General features: G+C 62.5%; 20 protein-coding genes. 4 read left to right on the plus strand and 16 right to left on the minus strand.

Annotated elements, in window-relative coordinates:
• Nucleotides 1–270 precede the first annotated feature (270 nt).
• The 8 genes from M0D43_RS08385 to M0D43_RS08420 all read right to left on the minus strand — a co-directional run bounded on the left by M0D43_RS08385 (nt 271) and on the right by M0D43_RS08420 (nt 11237).
• On the minus strand, nt 271–993 hold the full coding sequence (locus M0D43_RS08385; protein WP_260808115.1) for an IS3 family transposase: 723 nt from the start codon (nt 991–993) through the stop codon (nt 271–273).
• Complete coding sequence (locus M0D43_RS08390; protein ID WP_260808116.1) at nt 908–1411, minus strand: transposase; 504 nt, start codon at nt 1409–1411, stop codon at nt 908–910. The genes M0D43_RS08385 and M0D43_RS08390 overlap by 86 nt, the downstream gene beginning before the upstream one ends.
• Before the next feature lie 134 nt (nt 1412–1545).
• The gene (locus M0D43_RS08395; RefSeq protein WP_252164272.1) at nt 1546–4200 is read right to left on the minus strand and encodes a P-loop ATPase, Sll1717 family; all 2655 of its coding nucleotides are present in this window, start codon (nt 4198–4200) and stop codon (nt 1546–1548) included.
• Nucleotides 4200–4655: a hypothetical protein gene (locus M0D43_RS08400; RefSeq protein ID WP_252164273.1), complete on the minus strand. Its 456-nt coding sequence runs from the start codon at nt 4653–4655 to the stop codon at nt 4200–4202. The genes M0D43_RS08395 and M0D43_RS08400 overlap by 1 nt, the downstream gene beginning before the upstream one ends.
• A 70-nt stretch (nt 4656–4725) precedes the next feature.
• Entirely contained in the window at nt 4726–7413 is a 2688-nt protein-coding gene (gene aceE / locus M0D43_RS08405; protein WP_260808117.1) for a pyruvate dehydrogenase (acetyl-transferring), homodimeric type, read from the minus strand.
• A 483-nt stretch (nt 7414–7896) separates the two neighbouring features.
• Nucleotides 7897–8898, minus strand: a complete 1002-nt coding sequence (locus M0D43_RS08410) for an arabinogalactan endo-1,4-beta-galactosidase (protein WP_260808118.1) — start codon at nt 8896–8898, stop codon at nt 7897–7899.
• 417 nt (nt 8899–9315) lie between these two features.
• Nucleotides 9316–10641 carry an XVIPCD domain-containing protein gene (locus M0D43_RS08415; RefSeq protein ID WP_260808119.1) on the minus strand — a complete coding sequence of 442 codons (1326 nt, stop codon included), beginning with the start codon at nt 10639–10641 and terminating at the stop codon, nt 9316–9318.
• Nucleotides 10638–11237, minus strand: a complete 600-nt coding sequence (locus M0D43_RS08420) for a hypothetical protein (RefSeq protein ID WP_252164277.1) — start codon at nt 11235–11237, stop codon at nt 10638–10640. Before M0D43_RS08420 ends, M0D43_RS08415 begins: the two co-directional genes overlap by 4 nt.
• Nucleotides 11238–11460: 223 nt before the next feature.
• Between M0D43_RS08420 and M0D43_RS08425 the strand changes: the two genes are divergently transcribed.
• The 4 genes from M0D43_RS08425 to M0D43_RS08440 all read left to right on the plus strand — a co-directional run bounded on the left by M0D43_RS08425 (nt 11461) and on the right by M0D43_RS08440 (nt 15032).
• Nucleotides 11461–13470, plus strand: a complete 2010-nt coding sequence (locus M0D43_RS08425) for a SpoIIE family protein phosphatase (RefSeq protein WP_252164278.1) — start codon at nt 11461–11463, stop codon at nt 13468–13470.
• A complete protein-coding gene (locus tag M0D43_RS08430) occupies nt 13467–13898 on the plus strand; it encodes an ATP-binding protein (protein WP_252164279.1) in 432 nt (143 codons plus the stop codon). Before M0D43_RS08425 ends, M0D43_RS08430 begins: the two co-directional genes overlap by 4 nt.
• Nucleotides 13895–14314, plus strand: a complete 420-nt coding sequence (locus M0D43_RS08435; RefSeq protein WP_252164280.1) for an STAS domain-containing protein — start codon at nt 13895–13897, stop codon at nt 14312–14314. Before M0D43_RS08430 ends, M0D43_RS08435 begins: the two co-directional genes overlap by 4 nt.
• Nucleotides 14315–14408: 94 nt before the next feature.
• Nucleotides 14409–15032, plus strand: a complete 624-nt coding sequence (locus M0D43_RS08440; RefSeq protein ID WP_252164281.1) for an HAD hydrolase-like protein — start codon at nt 14409–14411, stop codon at nt 15030–15032.
• Nucleotides 15033–15224: 192 nt separating this feature from the next.
• Here M0D43_RS08440 and M0D43_RS08445 read toward each other — a convergent pair whose 3' ends face one another.
• From M0D43_RS08445 to mdcC, 8 genes are all read right to left on the minus strand, one after another.
• Nucleotides 15225–15944 carry a GntR family transcriptional regulator gene (locus M0D43_RS08445; RefSeq protein ID WP_252164282.1) on the minus strand — a complete coding sequence of 240 codons (720 nt, stop codon included), beginning with the start codon at nt 15942–15944 and terminating at the stop codon, nt 15225–15227.
• A gap of 78 nt (nt 15945–16022) precedes the next feature.
• On the minus strand, nt 16023–17378 hold the full coding sequence (locus M0D43_RS08450; RefSeq protein WP_252164283.1) for an SLC13 family permease: 1356 nt from the start codon (nt 17376–17378) through the stop codon (nt 16023–16025).
• Nucleotides 17379–17465: 87 nt separating this feature from the next.
• Nucleotides 17466–18386, minus strand: coding sequence for a malonate decarboxylase subunit epsilon (gene mdcH, locus M0D43_RS08455; RefSeq protein WP_252164284.1), 921 nt, complete (start codon nt 18384–18386; stop codon nt 17466–17468).
• A 226-nt stretch (nt 18387–18612) separates the two neighbouring features.
• Nucleotides 18613–19482, minus strand: a complete 870-nt coding sequence (mdcB, locus tag M0D43_RS08460) for a triphosphoribosyl-dephospho-CoA synthase MdcB (RefSeq protein ID WP_252164285.1) — start codon at nt 19480–19482, stop codon at nt 18613–18615.
• Nucleotides 19479–20120: a malonate decarboxylase holo-[acyl-carrier-protein] synthase gene (gene mdcG, locus M0D43_RS08465; protein WP_260808120.1), complete on the minus strand. Its 642-nt coding sequence runs from the start codon at nt 20118–20120 to the stop codon at nt 19479–19481. The genes mdcB and mdcG overlap by 4 nt, the downstream gene beginning before the upstream one ends.
• A 2-nt stretch (nt 20121–20122) precedes the next feature.
• On the minus strand, nt 20123–20827 hold the full coding sequence (gene mdcE / locus M0D43_RS08470) for a biotin-independent malonate decarboxylase subunit gamma (RefSeq protein ID WP_260808121.1): 705 nt from the start codon (nt 20825–20827) through the stop codon (nt 20123–20125).
• Nucleotides 20818–21720: a biotin-independent malonate decarboxylase subunit beta gene (locus tag M0D43_RS08475; protein ID WP_260808252.1), complete on the minus strand. Its 903-nt coding sequence runs from the start codon at nt 21718–21720 to the stop codon at nt 20818–20820. Before M0D43_RS08475 ends, mdcE begins: the two co-directional genes overlap by 10 nt.
• Before the next feature lie 11 nt (nt 21721–21731).
• A complete protein-coding gene (gene mdcC, locus M0D43_RS08480) occupies nt 21732–22049 on the minus strand; it encodes a malonate decarboxylase acyl carrier protein (RefSeq protein WP_005914105.1) in 318 nt (105 codons plus the stop codon).

Here is a 22049-nt window from a genome sequence, read left to right on the forward strand (position 1 = left end):
TTTGCTATGCGTTCTTGCCTCAAGCCAACCAAGCTAGGATCAGTGCAGCCACCCGCCTCCCGTAGGCGGCGCCTCAGATTCCAGCGCCTAGACCGCCCGCTCTTCGCGCACACGGTTGGACGGCGGTTCGCGCAGCGGCTGGCATGCGATGTGTCGCGGTAGCTCATGCACTTCGCTCGCTGCGGCGCAGAGCGTGCTGCCAACTTCCCGCAGCGTCTGGCCCACAAACGGGGTCAGGTTGAGCTACCCCCGATTTCTCGGACAGGTTAATTAGGGAACAACAACCATCTTTTCGAACTCGGCCGGCGAGCGGTAGCCCAGCGCACTGTGCAACCGCTGCCGGTTGTAGAACACTTCGATGTACTCGAACACTTTCCCGCGCGCTTCGTCGAGACTGGCGAAGCGCTCGTGATGCGTCAGTTCCTGCTTGAGCGAGCTGAAGAAGCTTTCCATCACTGCATTGTCGTAAGGCATGCCCTTGCGACTCATGCTCGCGACTAGCCCGGCTTCCTGCAATTGCCGCTGATACGCACCGCTGGTGTATTGCGTGCCCTGGTCGCTATGGTGGATTGCGCCCTTCACTGGCCGCCGGCGTTGGAGCGCCATGGCCAGTGCAGCGCTGGCCAACGCCTGGTCGGCCCGCTGGCCCATCGCCCAGCCCGCGATCTGCCGGCTGTGCATGTCCAGCACCGCCGCCAAGTACAACCAGCCCATCCGGGTCGGCACGAAGGTGATGTCCGCCACCCACACCCGATCTGGCCCCGGACTGACGAACGGCCATGCCAGCCGGTTAGGCGCCACCGCCACACGCTGATAGGTGCTGCGCGTGCGCAGGTAGCGTTGCCGCCGTTTGGTGCGGATCGCATGTACCCGCCGCAGGCGCCGCACCCGATGCCGGCCGCAGGTCTCACCTTGCTGACGCAACGCGCGCCAGAGGCGCTCGCTGCCATACGCCTCGCGGGTTTGTGCGTGCAACTGCTCGATCCGCTGCAATAGCCGGGCATTCTCCTGCGCGCGCGGCCCCGGACGGCGAGCGCACCACGCGTAATAGCGATACGCCCAGCGCATGGCAGAGCCAGCGCACCCGGTAACCTCGCTGGTCTCGGATCCAGGCGTACTTCACGGTAGCTCCCGCGCAAAGTACGCCGCCGCTTTTTAGGATCTCGTTCTCTTGGCGCAGCCGCTCGTTCTCGCGCTGCAGCTTGGCCAGTTCATCCGGGTTGGCCTTGGGCCGGCCACTGCCGCCAAAGGCGCCAGCGCCCTTCGCATCGAGATCCGTGGCCCACTTGTAGAGACGGTTGCGCGGGATGTCTAACTCCCGCGCGATCACGGCCGCTGGCCGATCTCCCGCCTTGAGTAACCGCACTGCTTCCCGCTTGAACTCCGCCGTGAACCGCTGCCGCTTCTGCATCGAACACCTCCGTGCGAGGATTGTCCTCGCTTTCAGGTGTCCGAGTTATCAGGGGTGGCTCAACCTGACCCCATTACTCCGTTTTGCCGTTTTGCCCCTTTTGCCGCACCCCTTTTTCCGCGCCTCGCAAAGAGTTACTTTTTCTCGCCTTGCACACGAGTCACGCCAAGTCCATCGATATATAAGCTAGCAAAACCAAAGTTGTATGTTGAACCTCGTTTCCGCACCAACAACCCTGACTCTTCGAGTCGAGAAATAAAAGCATCAAACAACGGAAAATTGGATTTGGATGTGGCAGCCCAAACCTTCCTAAGGTCGTCGGAAGCAAATTGCGATCTAAGAGAGCTCTTTTCCTCTACATCCTCCAGGAATGGCTTAAGATCCGGGCACTCATTCTTCAACGCATCGAGCCTTTCTACCGATGCAGCCTTAAGTCCCACCTGCATCGCGGGGAAGCTCAAGAGACGATCAGACGGCGGACTCTTAGACTTAATCCGAAGCTCTTCGTCACGCGCCGCCTTGAGTAACACTGTAAGGGACCTTGGATATGTATTGTCCTGCGAGTCGGTCATACGCGAGTAGACCCATTTCGCCGCCAGTGACTTCTTGCCCTTCTCCTGGCTAAGCCCCCAAATTGGGGCGAGCGCCCCACGCAGCTCTTCCTCACCGGCAGTGTCAACAGTTTGCTCAGTCACCGATGAATCTCGGCCTATCAACTCTCTAAGCGGAGGTGACGCCCCGGTAATCAATCTATATGCCAAACGCATAAAGTCTTCAATCTTCCATTGCAGCAGGACTGTTCTCGGGTCGCCAAAATGGCTCTTATTAGTAAACACCAGCTTTGACCAGATGTCCTCTCTTAGAAATATCTTGAACCTTATGTTGTGGAGATCCTTATTATTTGAGTCATAGGCAAGCCGAAGCAATCCACCCAAGGCTTCTGCCTGCCACGGACTATCTTCTCTGATGTCTTGATCCAAATCATCGTAAAGCAACCAGAGCTTATTCTCACTTCCGCTCAAGTGATCATTTAGATCGATGACAACATCACGACACAGCCCACCTAAATCTCCCGATATCAGAGCTAAACATGCCGCCGTTTCCGACGATTTCCATCGACGATCTCCCGAACCTATCGGCAGCTTACTTTGAAGATGCACTTTAAGCGCACGAAGACCTTTGCTTTTACCGAGCACCGATATAAGCGGCTCATATTTAGTAGTCCACAGCCTCACGATTGCATAGGCGCGCCAGAATGATAACCAATCCGCTCCGACTGCCGAGATCTGCTGCGCGAGAGATTCGAACTCGTCGGTAGTCGGTCGGAGCATCGCTCCTGGTACCGGACCGTGCCCAGGAAGCACATCGACACCACTGAGCTTTCCTCGTGCGCGTTTTCTAGCGTTTTCGATATGCTCGACAAAGAGGTGGAATAGCGTGGATTTGCCGGTGCCTTTGCGCCCCCTTACTACCCATCGTGCATCGTCTAGGAATTTGTCGAAATCAGATGTCTTCTGAAAATATGCCTCAAAGTCCGCAGATGCAATGGAGTTTGCATCGCGCTCTGGAATATTCAAAGACTCCAGCAAGTCCTCTCGGCCATATCGTGCGAGTGATACTTCGACCTGGGCTTCCGCACCACGTTCAGCGATACGATTAGCGACCTCAACGTATGCAGACATCGCGGAATCGAGTGGAAGCGAAGAAGCAGATGCTATTCCTTGAGAATAATTAATCCTCAAAGCATTGGCAGCTTCGTCTTCGCCGAAAACTTCGCCAAATCTACGAACGATTTCGTCCCCGACCTCTCCTTCAGGAACCGGTGAAAATATTACCGTAGGGGATATCCCCCGCACTTCAGATAGCACGGTTTTGACAAAATTTATACCATCGGCATTTTGCCCGCTTGGAAACATAACCAAAAAGGCATCATCTGCTAACCTTAGAAGAGACAACCCACCCCATTCTCCAAGTCCAGTTCTAGCATCGATGAGCACCACGTCGGGCTGGAATTGATCGAAAAGATCAGCTTCGAAGAGCGACCACGCATCATCGGAACGGGTCAAAACTTCTTTATGAGACAGCGTCGAGAGCTTCTGTACGTAAGATTTTCCAGGACAGCCGGCGGGCACGACATGCACCTGCGCCCTAGAAAGCGGGTCTTCCACCGTGTAGGAGATTGCACGAGGCTGACCATTTCGGGACCCCACGAGACTGAACTCATAGGAGGTTGCAGCATCCGCTGGCTTTACCTGCCGCTCCCATAGGTAGTCGATCAGCCCGAACTCGACGTCTCCGTCCTTGGTTGGTGGCACGACCTTATGAAGCCCTGGCGCCTCCACATCCATATCTACAAGCACCACTCTACGGCCACGTCTTGCTAAATGAAACGCGGTTTGAACAAGCGCCGTAGTCCGTCCTACTCCACCCTTATATGAATAGAATACGATTCTTCGAAAATTCCTATCCCCGGCGCTAGGTTCGTATCGTTCGCCAGATACCAACGAAGTAACGGCTTCATCCCAATCGGCGGGTGCCTCGTCTGCCTTTCCGACAGTGAGACCTCTGTCTTGAGCCTCCGCCACGGAGTACAACTCAGTGATGACTGACTTGAGACCAAGCCGTTGCATCTCCGGCAAGATCATTGCAAGCCGATCCGAGCGGCTCATACCTAGGAATAAATCAGAGATCACAAGTAAAATCACGCCATTTTCTTGCGTGATATCTAAATCAAAGGTTTGGCCAAAGTGGTCTAAAAGAATTTTACGAAAGGTTGCTACGGGGTTCATCAGATAACCTCTCTATTCTTATTTATCCAACCGACCACGTAGTTAAAACTACACTTCCATTCAGACAGAGCTTGGGCGCTGAACTCTTTGGAACTGTACCTGAGAGAGATGTAATCCACCTCCATAGTCCCCTTCGGATTTACGATCACGGCAAGGTGCTCCAGCATTTTGGGGTCAATTCTGGCGCGCTTGTAAAGGTCTGGCATCATCTTCAAAGCTTGCACAATGCCGTGACCGGGATTCGCGATAGGACTACCCTGTCTTGGGTCTTTCGGCCGCTGACCCGACTCGCCCCACTCGGCGATTCGATGGTAAACCGCTATTAGCGACTTGAGTTTGCATTCGATTGCAACCCCTCCCAGGTGGGCAGTGGCAAGGCACCGTGGCGTGGCCGGCGCAAGCAACGCCTTTACATCGTCTATTCTGATATCCGAAGCGCCAGCAAAGTCTTCCATGCTCACTCCTTAATAGAAAAAGGGCAGCCAATCGACTGCCCAATCTTCACCGATCTTTCATTCGAGGAAATCAAACCCCAACAGGATTCGCCTTCTCAGGATCAATCTTGTACTGCTTGATCGCCCGGGCCACATCCTTACCCGTCATCTTGCCATCCTTCGCCAGCGCGGCAATCGCCGCGTGCGCGATGTAGTAACGATCAACTTCGAAGAACCGGCGCAGATTCGCACGCGTATCCGAGCGACCGAACCCATCCGTGCCGAGGACGGTGTAGGTCATCGGGACGAAGGCGCGGATCTGGTCGGCGAAGGCGCGCACGTAGTCGGTGGCGGCGATGGCCGGGCCCTGGCGGCCTTCCAGCAGCTGGGTGACGTACGGCTTGCGCTGTTCGGCCTCCGGGTGCAGGCGGTTCCAGCGTTCCACGGCGTAACCGTCGCGGCGCACTTCGTTGAGGCTGGGGCAGGACCAGATGTCGGCAGTGACGCCGAAATCCTTGTCCAGCAGCTCGGCCGCGGCAATGGCCTCGCGCAGGATGGTGCCGCTGCCCAGCAGCTGCACGCGCAGCTCGCCCTTCTTGGGCTTGCCGGCGTCCTTGAGCAGGTACATGCCCTTGATGATGCCCTCGGCTGCGCCGTCCGGCATGCCGGGGTGGGCGTAGTTCTCGTTCATCAGGGTGATGTAGTAGTACTCGTCGATCTGGTCTTCCATCATCGCCTTCATGCCGTGCTGCATGATGACGGTGACTTCGAAGCCGAAGGTCGGGTCATAGCTACGCACGTTGGGGATGGAGCCGGCGATGACCTGGCTGAAGCCATCTTCGTGCTGCAGGCCTTCGCCGTTGAGCGTGGTGCGGCCGGCAGTACCACCGAGCAGGAAGCCACGCGTGCGCATGTCCGCTGCCTGCCAGGCAATGTCGCCCACGCGCTGGAAGCCGAACATGGAGTAGTAGATGTAGAACGGCAGCATCGGCACGTCGGACACCGAGTAGCTGGTGCCGGCGGCCATCCACGAGGCGATGGCGCCCGGCTCGCTGATGCCCTGCTGCAGCACCTGGCCGGTCTGGTCTTCGCGGTAGTACATCAGCTGGTCGGCATCGACCGGCTTGTACTTCTGGCCGAACGGGGCATAGATGCCGATCTGGCGGAACATGCCTTCCATGCCGAAGGTGCGCGCCTCATCGGCCACGATCGGCACGATGCGCGGGCCCAGTTCCTTGTCGCGCAGGGCAATGTTGAGGCTCTGCACGAAGGACATGGTGGTGGAGTAGCTGCGCTCGCCGCTGTCCTTGAGCAGGCGCTCGAACTTGTCGAGCGTGGGCGCGACGAAGGACTTGCTGGCCTTGGGACGGCGCGACGGCAGGAAGCCGCCCAGCACGTTACGGCGCTCCTTCAGGTACTGCACTTCCGGGGAATCTTCGCCGGGGTGGTAGAACGGCACCTGGCCGTCTTCCAGCTGGGCGTCGGTCACCGGGATATTGAAGCGGTCGCGGAAGTGCTTGACCGCCGCGTCGTCCAGCTTCTTGGTCTGGTGGGTGGGGTTGAGCGCCTCACCGGCCGAGCCCATGCCGTAGCCCTTGACCGTCTTGGCCAGGATCACGGTGGGCATGCCGGTGGTGTTCACGGCCTGGTGGTAGGCGGCGTACACCTTGTGCGGGTCGTGGCCGCCACGGTTCAGGCGCCAGATGTCGTCGTCGGACAGGCCGGCGACCATGGCCGCGGTCTCCGGGTACTTGCCGAAGAAATTCTCGCGGGTGTAGGCGCCGCCAAAAGCCTTGCAGTTCTGGTATTCGCCGTCGACGGTTTCCATCATCAGCTTCTTGAGGACACCGTCGGTGTCCTTGGCCAGCAGGGCATCCCAGTAACCGCCCCACAGCAGCTTGATGACGTTCCAGCCGCCGCCACGGAACACGCCTTCCAGTTCCTGGATGATCTTGCCGTTGCCGCGCACCGGGCCGTCGAGGCGCTGCAGGTTGCAGTTGACCACGAAGATCAGGTTGTCCAGGCCTTCACGGCCGGCCAGCGCGATGGCGCCGAGGGTTTCCGGCTCATCGGACTCGCCATCGCCGATGAAGCACCACACCTTGCGGTCGGACTTCTCGATCAGGCCGCGGTTTTCCAGATAGCGCATGAACTGCGCCTGGTAGATGGCGGCCAGCGGGCCCAGGCCCATCGACACGGTGGGGGTCTGCCAGAACTCGGGCATCAGCCACGGGTGCGGGTAGGAGGAGATGCCCTGGCCGTCCACTTCCATGCGGAAGTTGTCCAGCTGGGCCTGGCTGATGCGGCCTTCCAGGAAGGCGCGGGCATAGATGCCCGGGGCGCTGTGGCCCTGGACGAACAGCAGGTCGCCCGGATGGGTGTCCGAGGGCGCACGCCAGAAGTGGTTGAAGCCCACGTCGTAGAGCGTGGCGCTGGAGGCGAACGAGGCGATGTGGCCGCCCAGGTCACCCGGCTTGCGGTTGGCCCGCACGACGGTGGCCATGGCGTTCCAGCGGATGATCGAGCGGATCTTCCACTCCAGCGCGGAGTCGCCAGGGTTCTTGGCCTCGTTGGCCGGTGCGATGGTATTGACGTACTCGGTGGTGGGCGAAAACGGCAGGTAAGCGCCGGCGCGGCGGGTCTGTTCGACCATGCCTTCCAGCAGCTGATGGGCGCGCTCCGGGCCTTCGACGTCGATGACGGCCTTGATCGATTCGAGCCACTCCTGCGTCTCAAGCGGGTTCGGATCGTTGTGCAGCACTTCGTTCAACCAGTTCATTAGCGCTCCCGGGGGGACACACCCCGCGGGTGTGTCGACATCGTGAATTCGTGAACCCGCAAGTGTACCGCACGCACCTGTTGCCATTCCTCGCTACGGGTGCGTATGGAATGGGACGGTGTGTGCATGGGCACAGCGATGGCGGGTGCCACGCACGCGGGCGCGACCGGTGTACGACCAAAGGATGAGGGCCACCATGCGGCGGAGCCGCCGCATGCGCCCTTCTCCCAGCGGGAGGAGGTGGGCAGATGCGGGGACGGGCGAAACCTTGTGCCGTTGTCATGACACGAGGGCTTGGCCCCGTCCCCTCATCCCCCCCCCGCTCCGCGCCCCGGCCCGCGCTTGCGGCACGGGCCCTCCAAGGCACGCGTGCCAATGGCGCGCCAGCCATGCCTTCTCGTCCCCAGGGGAGAGGGGCTTTGATGCCGCACCGAGAGAGGGCGGGACGAACGGAGGAAGGCCGAGCGATTGGACGCGTGCCGGTCAGAACGCCTGCAACGCTTCGGTCAGTTGGCCGTTGTTGTTGACTGCGCCCAAGGTGTAGCCCTGCCAGCCCGGGTAGGCGTTGGGTTCCCAATAAAACACGCCGAGGACGCGCGAGCCGATGGCGTTGCTGCGGCTGAGCAGGTTGGTGAGCATGGCGCGGGTGGTGGCGGCCTGCTGCCAGTCCATGCCGACCTCGGAAATCACCACATCGCTCCCGTAGCGCGTAATCATGTCGCGCATATTGGTTTCCAGGCGATTGTTGTAATCCTGCCAGCTGCCGACGGGCGGGTAATGCGACATGCCGATGACGTCCCACTTGCCGCCTGCCGACCGCAGATTGTCGAAGAACCAGCGGAAGTTGGCGTTGTCGTAGCCATTGGCCAGATGCACGACAACCTTGGCATTGGGGTACACCGCCTTGGTGGCGTTGTAGCCGCTGTTGATGAACTGGCCCAGCGTGGCGAAGTTGGGCGTCTTGCCCTCGTTCCACAACATGCCGCTGTTGATCTCGTTGCCCACCTGCACCCAGCTGACGGTGATGCCGTTGTCCTTGAGATATTGAAGGATGCCCTGGGTATGGCTGTAGACATCGGTGTTGAGCTGGGTGACGGAGTGGCCGGCCCATGCCGCTGGCTTGGTCTGTTTGCCGGGATCGGCCCAGCTGTCGCTGTAATGGAAGTCGATCATGATGCGCATGCCTTGCGCGGCGGCGCGTTTGGCCTTGTCCAGGGTGTCGCGGCCATCGTTCCAACCGCCTGCAGGGTTGACCCACACGCGCAGGCGAATGGCATTGCCGCCGACATCCTTGAACAACTTGATGAAGTCGGTGGTGTTGCCCGCTGCATCGCGAAATACCTGCGGTGGAGTACTTGCGGCCTGCTGGTTGAGCCAGCTGACGTCTGCGCCTTTGGCGATGCCCTGCGCGCTGACGCCGGCGCTGCACAGACACAGCAGCAATACGAGCAAGACGCGGTGGTAGTGCCTGCGAAAAATGGTCATGGAACGCTCCCTAGGTCGATGGATAAAGCGCCGGGTGGCGCCTTGTTTGATCCCCTGCATTGCGTCGTGCGCGCGAGCGCGGCGTGGCAAGCGCTTGGCCGTGCATCGCTGCAAAACGGCGGTGATTCAAACACGGCAGTACAGCGCAGTTGAGGTCGCTATAGCTGCAAGCGACTTGCGGCATATCTGGACACAGGAAAACCTTACGTCGTGCACATCGTGCGGGCGGGTTGTTGTGCGGGTGCAGCAGCAACCCCGCTCTTCACTGCGCGAAAGAACGCAAAACGCCGGGCAAGCCCGGCGTTTTGATGCAACGTTCGAAGATGCTCATGCGCAGGCTCGGCGCCTTGCGGCACTGCGCGCGTGGGCGATATGTCACTGCACCCAGACGCAACCGTTACACGATCCTGGCACCACTCACCCCATGGCGCGTGCACCCTGCTGCTGTTGCTGGGTCTGCGCCTGCTGCTGTTCCAACGCGACCGACTGGCGTGCTGCGTTTTCGGCAACACGCTGGCTGCTCTGCTCCAACGGGGTGTTCATTGCAGTCATGGTCTCGACGCTCACACGCAACTGTGCCGGGTCGTCGACGCGACCTTGCACAGCGAAGGTCCGTGCGGCATCTGGGCTCATCACCACCGCATCGATGCGCTGACCACCAGCGGCATGCATTTCCGATGCGAGCGAACCGGATAACTGCGCGCTGTGCTGATCCGGCGTGCGCCCTGCACGTGCATCCTGCGCATGCACGCCGCGCTGGGCATCCTGGAACAACGCATTGCCCAGATGCCCCGGTTGATCGATCCGCAAGGATGTGTGGTCGTTACCATGCTCGCGCGCGTCGCGCCTGGCCGGCTCGCCCGGCGCAAGCGGGCCGCGGATGGCATCGATGGCGTCTTGGCCCAGGCCCTTCGGCCCCCGACTCAGCAAGGTGATCCCGGCGCGGATCTCGTCCAGATCGGATCGGTACTCGTTGATCATTCGCTTGTTTTGATCTGCGAGTTGACGCGCCTGCGGGTCATTGAGCGGGGATCGTTCATCCAAGAAGTTTTTGATGGTGTGCGAACCCAACGAACTGACCGCAGAGGCCACAGGTGAATCGGGAATCAGGAAATTCAATCTGCTGTTGCTGTAGCCCATGGCGCTGAGCGTTGCAATCTCGTTAGGTCTGGCATACACCCGAACCTCTCCGTAATGCGCAGATGCTGCACTCACCGGGTCAGCCGCCATGACATGGTTGACCACGCTGGTGCCACCTTCCGGAATGCGATACGCCAAGCTCGCTGCGCCGTAGGCGTTGAAGGTTTCCCCTTTCAGATCGAAGTGGTGCGCACTGATTTGCGCAAGCGCTCCGCCTAGCGAGTGACCAGTCACGGTGACCTCGGGAGCGTGCCCAGTGCGCTGTTCCTGCTTGGCCGCATAGCCAAGTGCACTTTTTGTCAGGGCTATCGCATCATCGGCCTGCGGGTTGATGCGCTGAAGCACCATGGAGCCATCTGCCTGTACCGCGTCACGCAGGATTTCCTCGGTGCCCCGATGAGCGACGACGATATCTCCACCGCTAACGCGTTGATAGATCGTTCCCTGATACCCCGTCTTTCGATTGTTGACGTGTTCCAGAATTTCGTAGCTCTCGCCGCCAACATCCACTCGCTCACGGTCACCGGGGCCACGCTTACCGACCTTGTGATCGACGTAGCCCTCGTTAGAAAGGATGGCGTATTGCTGCGAGGTAGGTTTCACGGCGAAACCTCTTTAGCGACGAGCGTTACCGAGAATAATTGATCGCGCAATTCCGGCTTGAAATCCGACGCCGAGGGCAAGCCATTATCGGCGTAGTCTGCGATATCTTCCTTGGGATAACCGCCCTTCCAGAAGTACAGAGTGACCGGCTTTCCTGCAATGACATCCTTGGTCTCGATGAATGGCAAAAATGCGGTTTCCTCTTTCTTTCCGCTGGCCTTCAGAGAAACACGTGCACCTGTCATACCCCAATGACAGACCCCACGCCCGTAATAATCTTCATCGAGCATGAGATCAAGATAGATGACTCCTTGATATTCCTGCCCAGAGACTTTTGTCAGCACAACCGGCTCGCTGCTCGTGATGCGCTGCCCAACGCCTGTTTGAGGATGAATCTGGCCGCATTCGCTGTCGTTGCTGACGTCGTACTGCGCATACCCATTCACTGCCGCAAACGGACCCGGCGCCTTATCCAAGGTAAGCGTCAGCGCATAGGCCTTACGCGGGCTCTGATTTAACTTGGCAAGACCGCGTCCTCCGGCCTCGACGTCGGCTTCTGCGGTGGCCTCTGTGGCGGGGGAAGGGGTCTGGGTCATGCTGGTCTCCGGGGAGTTACAGGCCGTAAGCAAAAGGGCCAGCAGGCTTGGGGTCAGAATCTGGCGCAAGGCCGGCCTCCGTGGCAGGTGGGCGGCCAATCTAGTCCGCGCGCGCTCGAGCGGTCAATCGAGGCCATGTGAGGATGAGCCTGCTATAGACAGTTGTGCATGGCAGCGAAGCTGCCATCATCAGACGCAGCTGCTGCCAGGGAGAGAGCGCGCTATGCGCAACCGTTCGCGATCACTGCAGCACCAGACATCGGTCGCCGTGCGCATGCCCTGGCGCCGCAGCTTGCGCATGCGCGTGCTGCTGGCGGCCACCGCCGTGCTGGTGGTGTTGCTGGCGGTGCTGGGAACGGTGTTCTACCTGGGCGCGCGCGCCGAGCTGGTGGAGGCGGCGCGTACCGAGGTGGATGGCTTGACCGAGCAGACCGCGCGCAGCCTGGCGGCGCTACTCGATTCGGTGCAGGTGAGCGGGCGCACGTTGGCGGCCAGCAGTAGTGCAGTGGGATTGCAGCCGTTCAACCTGCGCGCGTTGCTGCTGGCCACGCTCAGTGGCGACCCGGATATCGGTGCAGCGCGGCTGATCATCGAACCACGAACGCAAAAAGCCGGCGATACGGGGTTTGTCTGGTACGTGCATCGCAACGGCACGCGCACCGTCGAAAAGTCGGCGGCGGAGTTGGGCTACGACTATCGCGCGATGCCATGGTACCTGCGAACGCAGCGCGAAGGCCGCGCTTGGTGGTCCGAGCCGTACCTCAACACCAATGGCGGCAACGAGCTGTACACCAGTTACAACCTGCCGCTGCGGCGGCCGGGCGATGCGCCGGATGCGCCGCCGGTGGGCATGGTGAGTGCCGATCTCCCGCTGCGGCATCTGCGCGAGATCATCGACCAGCTGCCGCGCGATATCGGCATCCAGCCGATGCTGTTGTCGCCGGAAGGCATGCTGGTTTTCAGCCCCGACCCCGCGCTCAATCTGCATCATTCGTTGAATGCGTACGTGACCCGCTCGCGACCGGATCTGCGGCCGTTGCAACGCGCGGTCGTTGCTGGCCAGACGATTTCGTTTACACATACCTCGCCCGACGGCGAGCGCTTTCTGACCCATAGCGCGGCGGTGGGGCGCAGCGGCTGGACCTTCGTGTTGTCGGCCTCGGAAGGCTATGTGCTGGCCGGTCTGAACTGGCTGGCGGCATGGGTGGCGCTGGCGGCACTGCTGGGTGCGGTGGTGTGGTGGTGGTTGATGCAGCGGATCACACGCACGTTGACGCGGCCGATCGAAGAACTGACCAATACCGCCGAGCATTTTCGTCGTGGCGAATTCGAATACCCGTTGCAGCACATCGAACGCGACGACGAAGTGGGCGTGATGGCACGCGCGTTCGATAGCGCACGCGATGCGATCCGCCACCACATCGCGCAGATCGGCGAAATGACCGCCGCACGCGAGCGCATGCACAGCGAGCTGCAGATTGCGCGCGAGATACAGCAGGCAATGCTGCCTTCCGGGCGCACCTTCGACCGCGCCAGTTCGCATCTGGAAACCTGCGCGTGGCTGGAACCGGCCAAGGCGGTGGGCGGAGATTTCTACCACTTCGTCGAAACCGAACCGGGCTTGCTGTGGTTCGTGGTGGGCGATGTCTCCGACAAGGGCGTACCGGCGGCGCTGTTCATGGCGCGCGCGGTGAGCGTGCTGGAAATTGCCGCGCGCCGGTACACGCGCCCGGACGCCATCCTGATTGCCGCTTCCACCCGACTGGCCGAAAACAACGAAACCTGCATGTTCGCCACCGTGCTGTGCGGCCTGATCAACGTGGTGAGCGGGGACTACTGGTTGGCCAGCGCCGGGCACGAGCCGCCGGTACTGATCGATATCGATGGCAAGGCGCACCCGTTGCCGCTGGAAACCGGTGCACCGCTGGGGATCGAACCGCAGGTGTCCTACCCGGTGCTGCAGGGCCGCATGAGCGCCGGGCAGACCTTGCTCGGCTACACCGATGGGGTGACCGAGGCGATGGACGAGCACGGCGCCAGCTACGGATTGGAGCGGTTACAGGCGGCGCTGCACCCGCATCGCAGTGCAGCGTCGCAGTGCAAGGCGGTAATTGCCAACGTCGCCCGCTTCACCGGCACGGCCGATCCGTACGACGACATCACGCTGCTGGCGATTCGGCTGCGCCAGGAGCATGCTGGGCGAAATGTTGCCGGGGAGGCAACCACACCGTGATGCTTGAGCTGGCCATCGCCCCGTCGCTGGACTATCTGGCCTATGTCACCGACACGCTGGAAGACTCGCTGATGCGCGAGGGCCTGGGCGAAGAGCGCATCGGCCAAGTGCGGCTGATCGTGGAGGAGCTCGGCTGCAACGCCCTCACCCACGGTCAGCCCGCGGAACAACCGTTACGACTACAACTGAAACTAGATCCGCAAGCGCTGGTGCTGGAGCTGCACGATCCCGGCAAGGCTTTTGACCCGCGCGCGATTCCTCTGCCAGACCTGACTGCCGAGCTTGATCAGCGTCCGATCGGCGGGCTGGGGTTGTTTTTGGTGCATCAGTTCGCCGATCACATCGACTACCGCCGCGATGGTGCATATAACGTGGTGCGCGTCACCCTGCTTCACCCGTATGCCCCTGTTCCCGAGGTTTTGTCATGACCACGCTTGCCATCCAGATCGACCCGCCGCAAGACACCCGTCAACGCGTCATCCTGACCGGGCGGCTGGACACCCACACCTACCAGGACCTGGACGCGGCGCTGTCGCCGTTGCTGGGCACCCGCATCACCACACTGGTGCTGGATCTGAGCGCACTGGAATACATTTCCAGCGCCGGCATCCGCTGCATCTTCAAGGCACGCAAGGCGCTGGCCACGCGCCACGGCAAGGTGCTGGTGAGCAATCCGCAACCGCAGATCCGCAAGGTCTTCGATGTGGTGAAGGCGGTGCCATTAAGCGATGTGTTTGCCTCCACCGAAGAGCTGGATGCGTACCTGGCTGCAATGCAGCGCAAGGTCATCGAACAGAGCGCGCACAGCGATACGCCGATCGTGCCGCACTTCGAAGAAGCGTAGGCGCCCCATCGCCTGCGCGCCCATGTGGGGACATGTGTGCGTGGGTGCAGGCGCAATCCTGGTTAGGCTATGACGCCCTGCCCTGCGTCTTGCGATGGCTGCACTGATCATTTTCGATTTCGACGGCACGCTTGCCGATTCATTCGGTTTCTTTCTGAGCACACAGCGGCTGCTGGCCGCGCGGCATGGGTTCCGGGCGGCGGAAGAGCATGAAGTGGATGCCGCGCGTCGGCTGAGCACGCGCGCGCTCCTCAAGCGGTCGGGATTGCCCACCTGGCGGGTGCCGCTGGTGGCGGCCGATTTCATTCGCCTCATGCGCGCCGCCCCACCGGCGGCCTTGTTTCCTGGCATTGCGCAGACCCTCAGTGCGCTGCACGCCGGTGGCACCCGGCTCGCGGTGGTGTCGTCCAACTCGGTGGAGAACGTGCAACGCGCGTTGGGCGCCGAGGTGAGCGCGACCTTTGCCGTTATCGAAGGCGGTGCGCATCTGCTCGGCAAGCAACGCGCCCTGCGTCGCGTGCTGCGTGCCACCGCGCACCCTGCGGCGCAAGCGGTGTATGTGGGCGATCAGGTTGCCGACTGGGAAGCAGCGCAGATCGTGGGCGTGCCGTTTGCTGCAGTCGCTTGGGGCTACGCACATCCAGACGTGTTTGCCGGATTGGCTGGCACGCAGTTGATCGAACGTGTGGAGGACTTGCTTGCGTTGAAGGCGGAGTAGCCCAGGGGTCTTGACGGTCGGGATTGGGGATTCGCAAAAACGAGACTTCTCTACTGCGACGTAAAGACGTCCCCTCATCCCCCTTCGTGCGCCTTCTCCCCTTTGAAGGAGAGCGTTATCCGGATGAGAGAAGGGATCTAGGCGGCGCTCTGCGCCATATGCCACATGCGCCTGGACGCAGCGCGGCAACGACTACACACCGCCCATCCGCGGCAACGGCGCCGGCACGTTCAACATCCCCCCTGACGCTACGTATGCTGCCAAGGCCTGGCCCTGGCTCAGCAGGTGCCCGTGCATGGTGCGCTCGGCACCTTCGGCATCGCCGCGTCGCACGCAGTCCATCAGCTCACGATGTTCTGCCAGCGATTGCGCCATGCGCCCGGGCGTCAACAACTGACGGCCACGATGCATCTTCAAGATGCGGTGCAGATCGTGCGTCACCCGGATCAACCACGGATTGCCGGCGTACTGCTGCACGGTTTCGTGGATCAGATAATTATTGCGGTAGTACTCGGCCACATCGCCGGCTGCCGACGCGGCTTCCATCGCCGCATGCAGGTCTTCCAGCCGCTGCACGCCGGACGCATCGATGCGCTTGACCGCGTCGTGCGCGCAACGGCCTTCCAGCATCGCCATTACCGGGAACAGCTGATTGAGGTCTTCCAGCGTCAGCCGCGTCACCCGACTGCCGCGGCCGGCATCCAGTTGCACCAGGCCTTCGGCAGCGAGCAATTTGAGACTTTCGCGCAACGGCGTGCGGCTGATGCCGAGTTCCTCGGCCAGGGCTGGCTCGTCGATCCATTCGCCCGGCGGCAGCGCGTAGTCGTAGATCTTCTGACGCAGGCGCTCGGCCACTTCCTCGTACAGCGGCACGCGCTTTTTGGAGGCGCGCGAATCAGGAGCGAGGGTCATGGTGGGCAGGTCGTCGGCATGAGGGCGGGGCGCCCATTCTACGTGGGCGCCCCGCTACGCTGTGGCGTACGGAACGGATCACAACCAGCCCGGCGCCACGAACACCAGCCACGCCGCCAGCGGTCCCAACACCACCACCAGACCGCTGTACACCAGGAAACGGCGGAACAGGCCTTCGCGTTCTTCCTTGGCGGCAGAGGCCACCACCAGCGCGCCATTGGTGGAAAACGGGCTGACATCGACGATGGTGGACGACACTGCCAGCGCGCAAATCACCCCGGCCGCACCCAGGTGGCCCTGCATCAGGAACGGCACCGCCAGTGGAATGGTGGCGCCCAGCACCGCCGCAGACGAGGCGAATGCGGACACGATGCCGCCCACATAACAGACCAGCAGCGCCCCCAGCAGCGGCATGCCGATGTGCGACACGCCGGTGCCGATGTAATCCACTGCGCCGGATTTTTCCAGCACGGCGATATAGGTCACCACGCCGCTGATCAACAACACCGTGGACCAGCTGATGCCGTCTACCGCGCCTTTCTGCGCGTTAGGCGAGATCAGCGCCAATGCCACCGCGACGGTGATCGACACCAGGCCGACGTTGAGGTTGTAGATCAGCGCAGCAATGCCCAGGCCCAACAGGCCGATCAAGGTGATCACGCGGTCGCGGGTGATCGACACCGCTTCCAGCGCCAGCGGGTCGGTGGACAACGTGCCACCGCCTGGCGTCACCAGCGCGCCATGGCCTTCGATGGCAAAGCGACGCTGCGATGCCTGATCGCCGCTGACCGGCACGTACTGCGCGTCGGCCAGCGACAGTTCCTGCCGGCGCATCAACCTCAGCCCACCGAAGGCGCAGAAGCAGATGATCGCCATCATCAGGTTGAAGCCCAGGCTGGTGAGGAACACCGCCATCTCGCTGACATCCAGCCCGGCTTTTTCGACCACCTTGTTGGTAATGCCGCCGTACACGCTGATCGGCGAGAAACCGCCGCCCTGCGCGCCGTGAATCACCAGCAAGCCCATCATCAATGGATTGATGCGGTACTGCTTGGCGAAGCGCAGCGCCACCGGCCCGATGATGGCCACTGCCGCCGGCCCCAGCGCACCGAAGGCGGTCAGCAGGCCGGTGATGACAAACATGACCCACGGAATGGCGACGATGCGCCCGCGCACCGCACGCACCGCCCAGTGCACGAGTAGATCGATGGTGCCGTTTTTCTGCGCGATGGCGAACAGATAGGTAATGCCGACCAGGGTGAGGAACAGGTCGCCGGGGAAGCCGGCCAGCACCTCCTTACCCTCCAGCCCCACCCACACGCCGCCGATGATGAACGCCAGCGCGAAGGCCACCGCACCCATGTTGATGGGCAATGCGGTGGCAACGATGAACATGATCACCAAGCCAAGAATCGTTGCAATTTGCGGGGTCATGCGCCCTCCCAGACACCTGATACGCGTACAGCACGGATGGCCACCCGCCATCCCGGGGTTACACCGTGTGCAGCACCTGCCTGATCGTCATGCCGCACGCTCGCAGGCGGCGTCGACCCACTCGACCACCCCGTGGGTACTGTGAAATTCGTCGACCGATCGCGCTTCGCAGCCCGGCACGCTCGCGCGCGCCATGCGCGCCAATGCGCTGCCTGGCCCGAGTTCAAGAAACACGCGCGCACCGCGCTCGGCCGCTTGCACCAGCACGTCGTGCCAGCGCACGGTCTGCGCGATCTGCTTGGACAGCGTCTCGATCACCAAGGCTGGCGTACGGACCGCACGTGCGTCGATGCCCGCCATCACGCGCAGCGTGGGTGCGATGAGCTGTGCGGATGCCAGTGCAATGGCGAAGCCGTCTGCAGCGGAACGCAACCATGGCGTATGCGCGGGCACGCTGACCGGCAGCACCGTGACACGCGCACCGTGCGCCATTGCGTCATCGCCAAGCGCCTGCAATGCAGCGCGCGGGCCACCGAGCACGGCATGGTCATCGCCGTTGATGATGGCCAGCGCCGCACCATGCGTTTGGCATAAGGCCTCCAGGACGCGCAATGGCAGCCCCACCACCGCCATCAGCCCGGCCTGTTGCGGGCTGGCGGCATCCATCAACCGTGCACGCGTCGCCGCCAACTGCAGGCAGGTCTCGATCGACATGCTGCCGGCGACCGCATGCGCTGCCAGCTCGCCGACGCTGTAACCCAGCACCAGCAGCGGCGTGGGAAGCTGTGCGCGCAGCGCCTGCCAATGGGCAAGCGTGCCGGCGCACACCAATGGTTGTGCGATGGCATTGGCGTAACGCCCCGGATCTGCGGCCAGTGTTTGCGGCACGGCGCCAAGCACACGGTATGCGCTGGCGATGACGGCGGCTGCCGCAGGCGCATCGGCGACGCGCGCGAACATCTGGGCGTGTTGGCCGCCTTGACCTGGGCAGAGCACGGCCAGACTCATGCGGTGGCCTGCCTGATTCGGTTGGAATGCTTTGAGCGCGCGTTGCGACGTTCCGTGGTGCGGCAAAGATGCCTGCGCACCTGGAGGCGGGCTCGCACCGATGAGCGATGCGCAACATCTGCTGCGACGGGCCGCAGCACAGGATGAGCCGCATGTGCACGCAAATCGGCGCCGCCATGCATGCGCGAATCCACCGTTTGATCGACGGATACGAGTCCAGCGCCGCTCATACCATCTCCTGCCGATGCAGGAACCATGCGCAGGCCAGCAGATCCGCACTGCCGCCGGGACTGAGGCGACGCGCGACGAACTGCCGGCCGATCGCATGCAACCGCATGCGCCATTGCGGTTGTGCGATACCACCGTCGGCAAGGAAGGCGACTGCCTGCGCCTTGGCAAACGCCAGCCCGTCGGAACCACCGCGATGCAGCAGATTGAGATCGTCCACCTCGGCAATGAGTTGCATGAGGGTCTGCGCCAACGCCGCTTCACGCGTGGCGCCACCGTCAAGCGCGCTGCGCAGCGTAGGCAGTGCGATCTCGCGCAGCAATGGATATCCCGCAGCAGCCTGTTCGCGTACGCCGCTGATGCGGTATTGCGCCCGCACGCGCTGGCCATTGCTGTGCGGGTTCACCGGTGCAGCCTGCAACGCATCGCGCCACATGCGTACACCATCGCAGACCTGTTCGGCGGTGGGACGCCGGCCGTGCGCAACACGCAGGCGTGCCGCCTGTGCCGTCAGCAAGCCCAGGCTGAAGATCGCACCGCGGTGGGTATTAATGGAGCCGGTGGCGCGCAGCATCGCGGCCTCGGCCTCGATACCCAGCTGACGCAGCCACTCGAACGGTGCTTGGTCGATGCTGGCTTGAGCGATGGCGACAAAATAGCCACGCAACGCGAACAGGCTACGCACAAAGGTGGATGCATCCATGTCGGCGTGGCTGCCGCTGTCGAACGGCGTCACCAACCCTGGCTTGGGTGCGCAAGCCAGTTCTGCATGCAGGGCGCCAACCGCAAGACGGCCGAGCCGGTATGCGACCTCGCGCGGTAACGCAGGCGTAGCAGCAACGCCGCTCTGTTGCAGCGGCGCACTCATGCCGCACTCCGGACCGGAAACAGCGCAGCACGCGGCAACAGTCGACAGCCTTGGTCAGACTTGAGCAACACCTGTTGCGCGTTGCCGGCGTACTCGCGCCAGTTCACTGCGTTGTCATCGGGCAACAGCAGCTCGCCATCGGCACGCAGCCCGTGGCGCTGCTCCCAGCGCTGCACCAGCGTGACCACCGCGTGCGCTTGCGCTGGCGTTTCGATGGACCACAACAGATCCAGATCCGATTGCGCGTGCACGTACGCCAGGCCGGTCAGGGCTTGCCAGGCAAAGCTGCCGAACACGCGCGGGTGCAAGACTTGCGTTTGCGCCTCGTTGAGTAACGCCTGCAATGCCGGCTGCACCGCGACAGGCGCATGTGGCATCACCGCATCCAGTGTCAGCGGCGCGGTGCAGCGTGCGATATCGGCCACGTGCGCCTGTAATGCCAGGCGCTGCTTACCGTCGCTGGGGGGCAGCGGCACACCAAGCCGCAGGGTGTCTGCCGCCTGGCTGCCATCGCCACGCGCCACCACCGCTGGCAGACCAGCAGCAAACCACTGCTGCAGCCGCGACTGCACGCCAGGCGTCATGGCTTGCCACTGCGCGTCCTCGCGCAACCACACCAAGGCGTGGCGGCCGGCCATGCTCAGGCCTCGCCCGCTGCCACAGCTGTGGCAACGTCGCGCGCCAGCGTGCGCCCGCCGCGTTGCGCGCCCAGTGCACGCCGCTGGTCGCCTTCGGCCGGCGCGGCGAGTGCATCCAGGAGCGCCTGCGCCAGATCGCCCTCCCACAGCGATTCCACCGCGCCCATGCGCACATAATTCTCCACGCCCGGCGCGAACACCGGCGAGCTCTCGCTCAGCGCTTGCAAGGTGTCTACCGATTGTTTGGTCACGCGTGCCATCGCACGCAGGTCCATGACGCGGATCTGCGCGTCAGGCAATGCGTGGATACGATCGGCCATCAAACCGAACGACAGAAATCCGCCGCTAACCGATTCGCCATAGACCAGGGTGACCAGCCGCGCGCCACGCTTGCGTGCCAGATCCAGCGAGCGTGCCAGATGCGCGAAATACCCATTGATGCCGAGCAATTCATCGCGCCGTGCCAGCCGTTGCCCGGCGGTATCGGCCAGCATCACAATCGGTCGCTGCGGGTGCGCACGCGTGCTCGTCAACACGGTGGCGGCCAATGCCAAGGCGTGATCGACCCCCACTTCGAGCTTGTTGGCGGTACCGATGACGGTGACCTCGCCGGCTGCGGTGGTCGCACGGCCGGTCAGCACATCGTCGTTGCGCGCGATGGCGTGGCCGAGCGGGAACAGCCGATCGAGCAAGTGACTCAGTTCCATGGAATGCTCCGGTCTGCAGTCGCGGCGAGAAAGGCCTCGGTGTCCAGCAGCGGCAAGCGCTCTGCATCGACAATGCCTTGGCGCTTCCAGATCTCCAGCCCGTCGCGACAATCGCCATAGGCATCGATGCGTGCAGCCAATTGCTGCTGCGCCTGTTCCAGCGCCTGCAATGCGGCCTCGCCGGTCGCTTCGTTGCATGCATCGAGCGTGGCCAGCGCGGCATCGGCAAAAGCGCCGATGCGGTCGGGCACCAGCGTTTGCGCCTCGCCAAGCAGGTAGCGATGCTTGCCGCCGGTGACGCGCCACACCAGGGCACGGTCGCGCGCGTCGAACTCTTCCACGCCACGCACGGTTTCGATCACGTCCGGGCCGGACAACGACAAACGGCCTTCTTCGGACATGATCACCGCGCTGCAGCAGCGCGCCACGATGCCCATGCCACCGAAGGCACCGTTGCCGCTACCGATCAGGGCCAGCACCGGCACGCCGGCAGCGCGCGCGTCCAAGGTGGCACGCATGATCTCGGAGATCGCGATCAGGCCAGCGTTGGCTTCATGCAGACGCACACCACCGGTGTCGAGCAGCAACAGCACTGCGGACGGTTGCGTGGTCGCGGCGCGTTCCAGCAGGCCGGTGAGTTTGGCGCCATGCACTTCGCCCACACCGCCGCCCATGAAGGCGCCTTGCTGTGCAGCGATCAACACGCTGCGGCCTTGTAGCGTGCCTTCGCCCACCACGATGCCGTCATCGAAGGCGCCGGGTGTCTCCAGTTGTGCAAGATGCGGGCTGATCAGACGGCGACGCGGGCCGACGAATTCGCGAAAACTGCCGGCATCCAGCAAGCCATCGATGCGGTCGCGTGCATCGGCTTCATAGTAGCTGCGCTCGGCCATGGGAACAGTGCTCATGCGTCGGCTCCCTGCAGCACATCCAGCGCTTGTTCCAGGCGCAAACTCACCACCGCCGGCGTGGCGCCGACATCGTTGATGCTGATGCGCACATCGCGCAGCGGGTGACGCGCGGCGAAGTCGTCCAGCACGGCCTGCCAGATTGCGCCGAAGCCGCGTGCGGCGGTGAGGATGTCAATTTCCATTGCGCCCTCGAGCGGCACGCGCTCGACCAGCACTTCCAGGTTGCCGGAGGCGACCACGCCGACCAGCGCGTGTTCCAGCCCGGCGCGTGCACCGCGCTGGCCATCAAAGCGATATCGCAGGGTTTCCAT

It is taken from the genome of Xanthomonas prunicola (assembly GCF_025266575.1).
Taxonomy (GTDB): domain Bacteria; phylum Pseudomonadota; class Gammaproteobacteria; order Xanthomonadales; family Xanthomonadaceae; genus Xanthomonas; species Xanthomonas prunicola.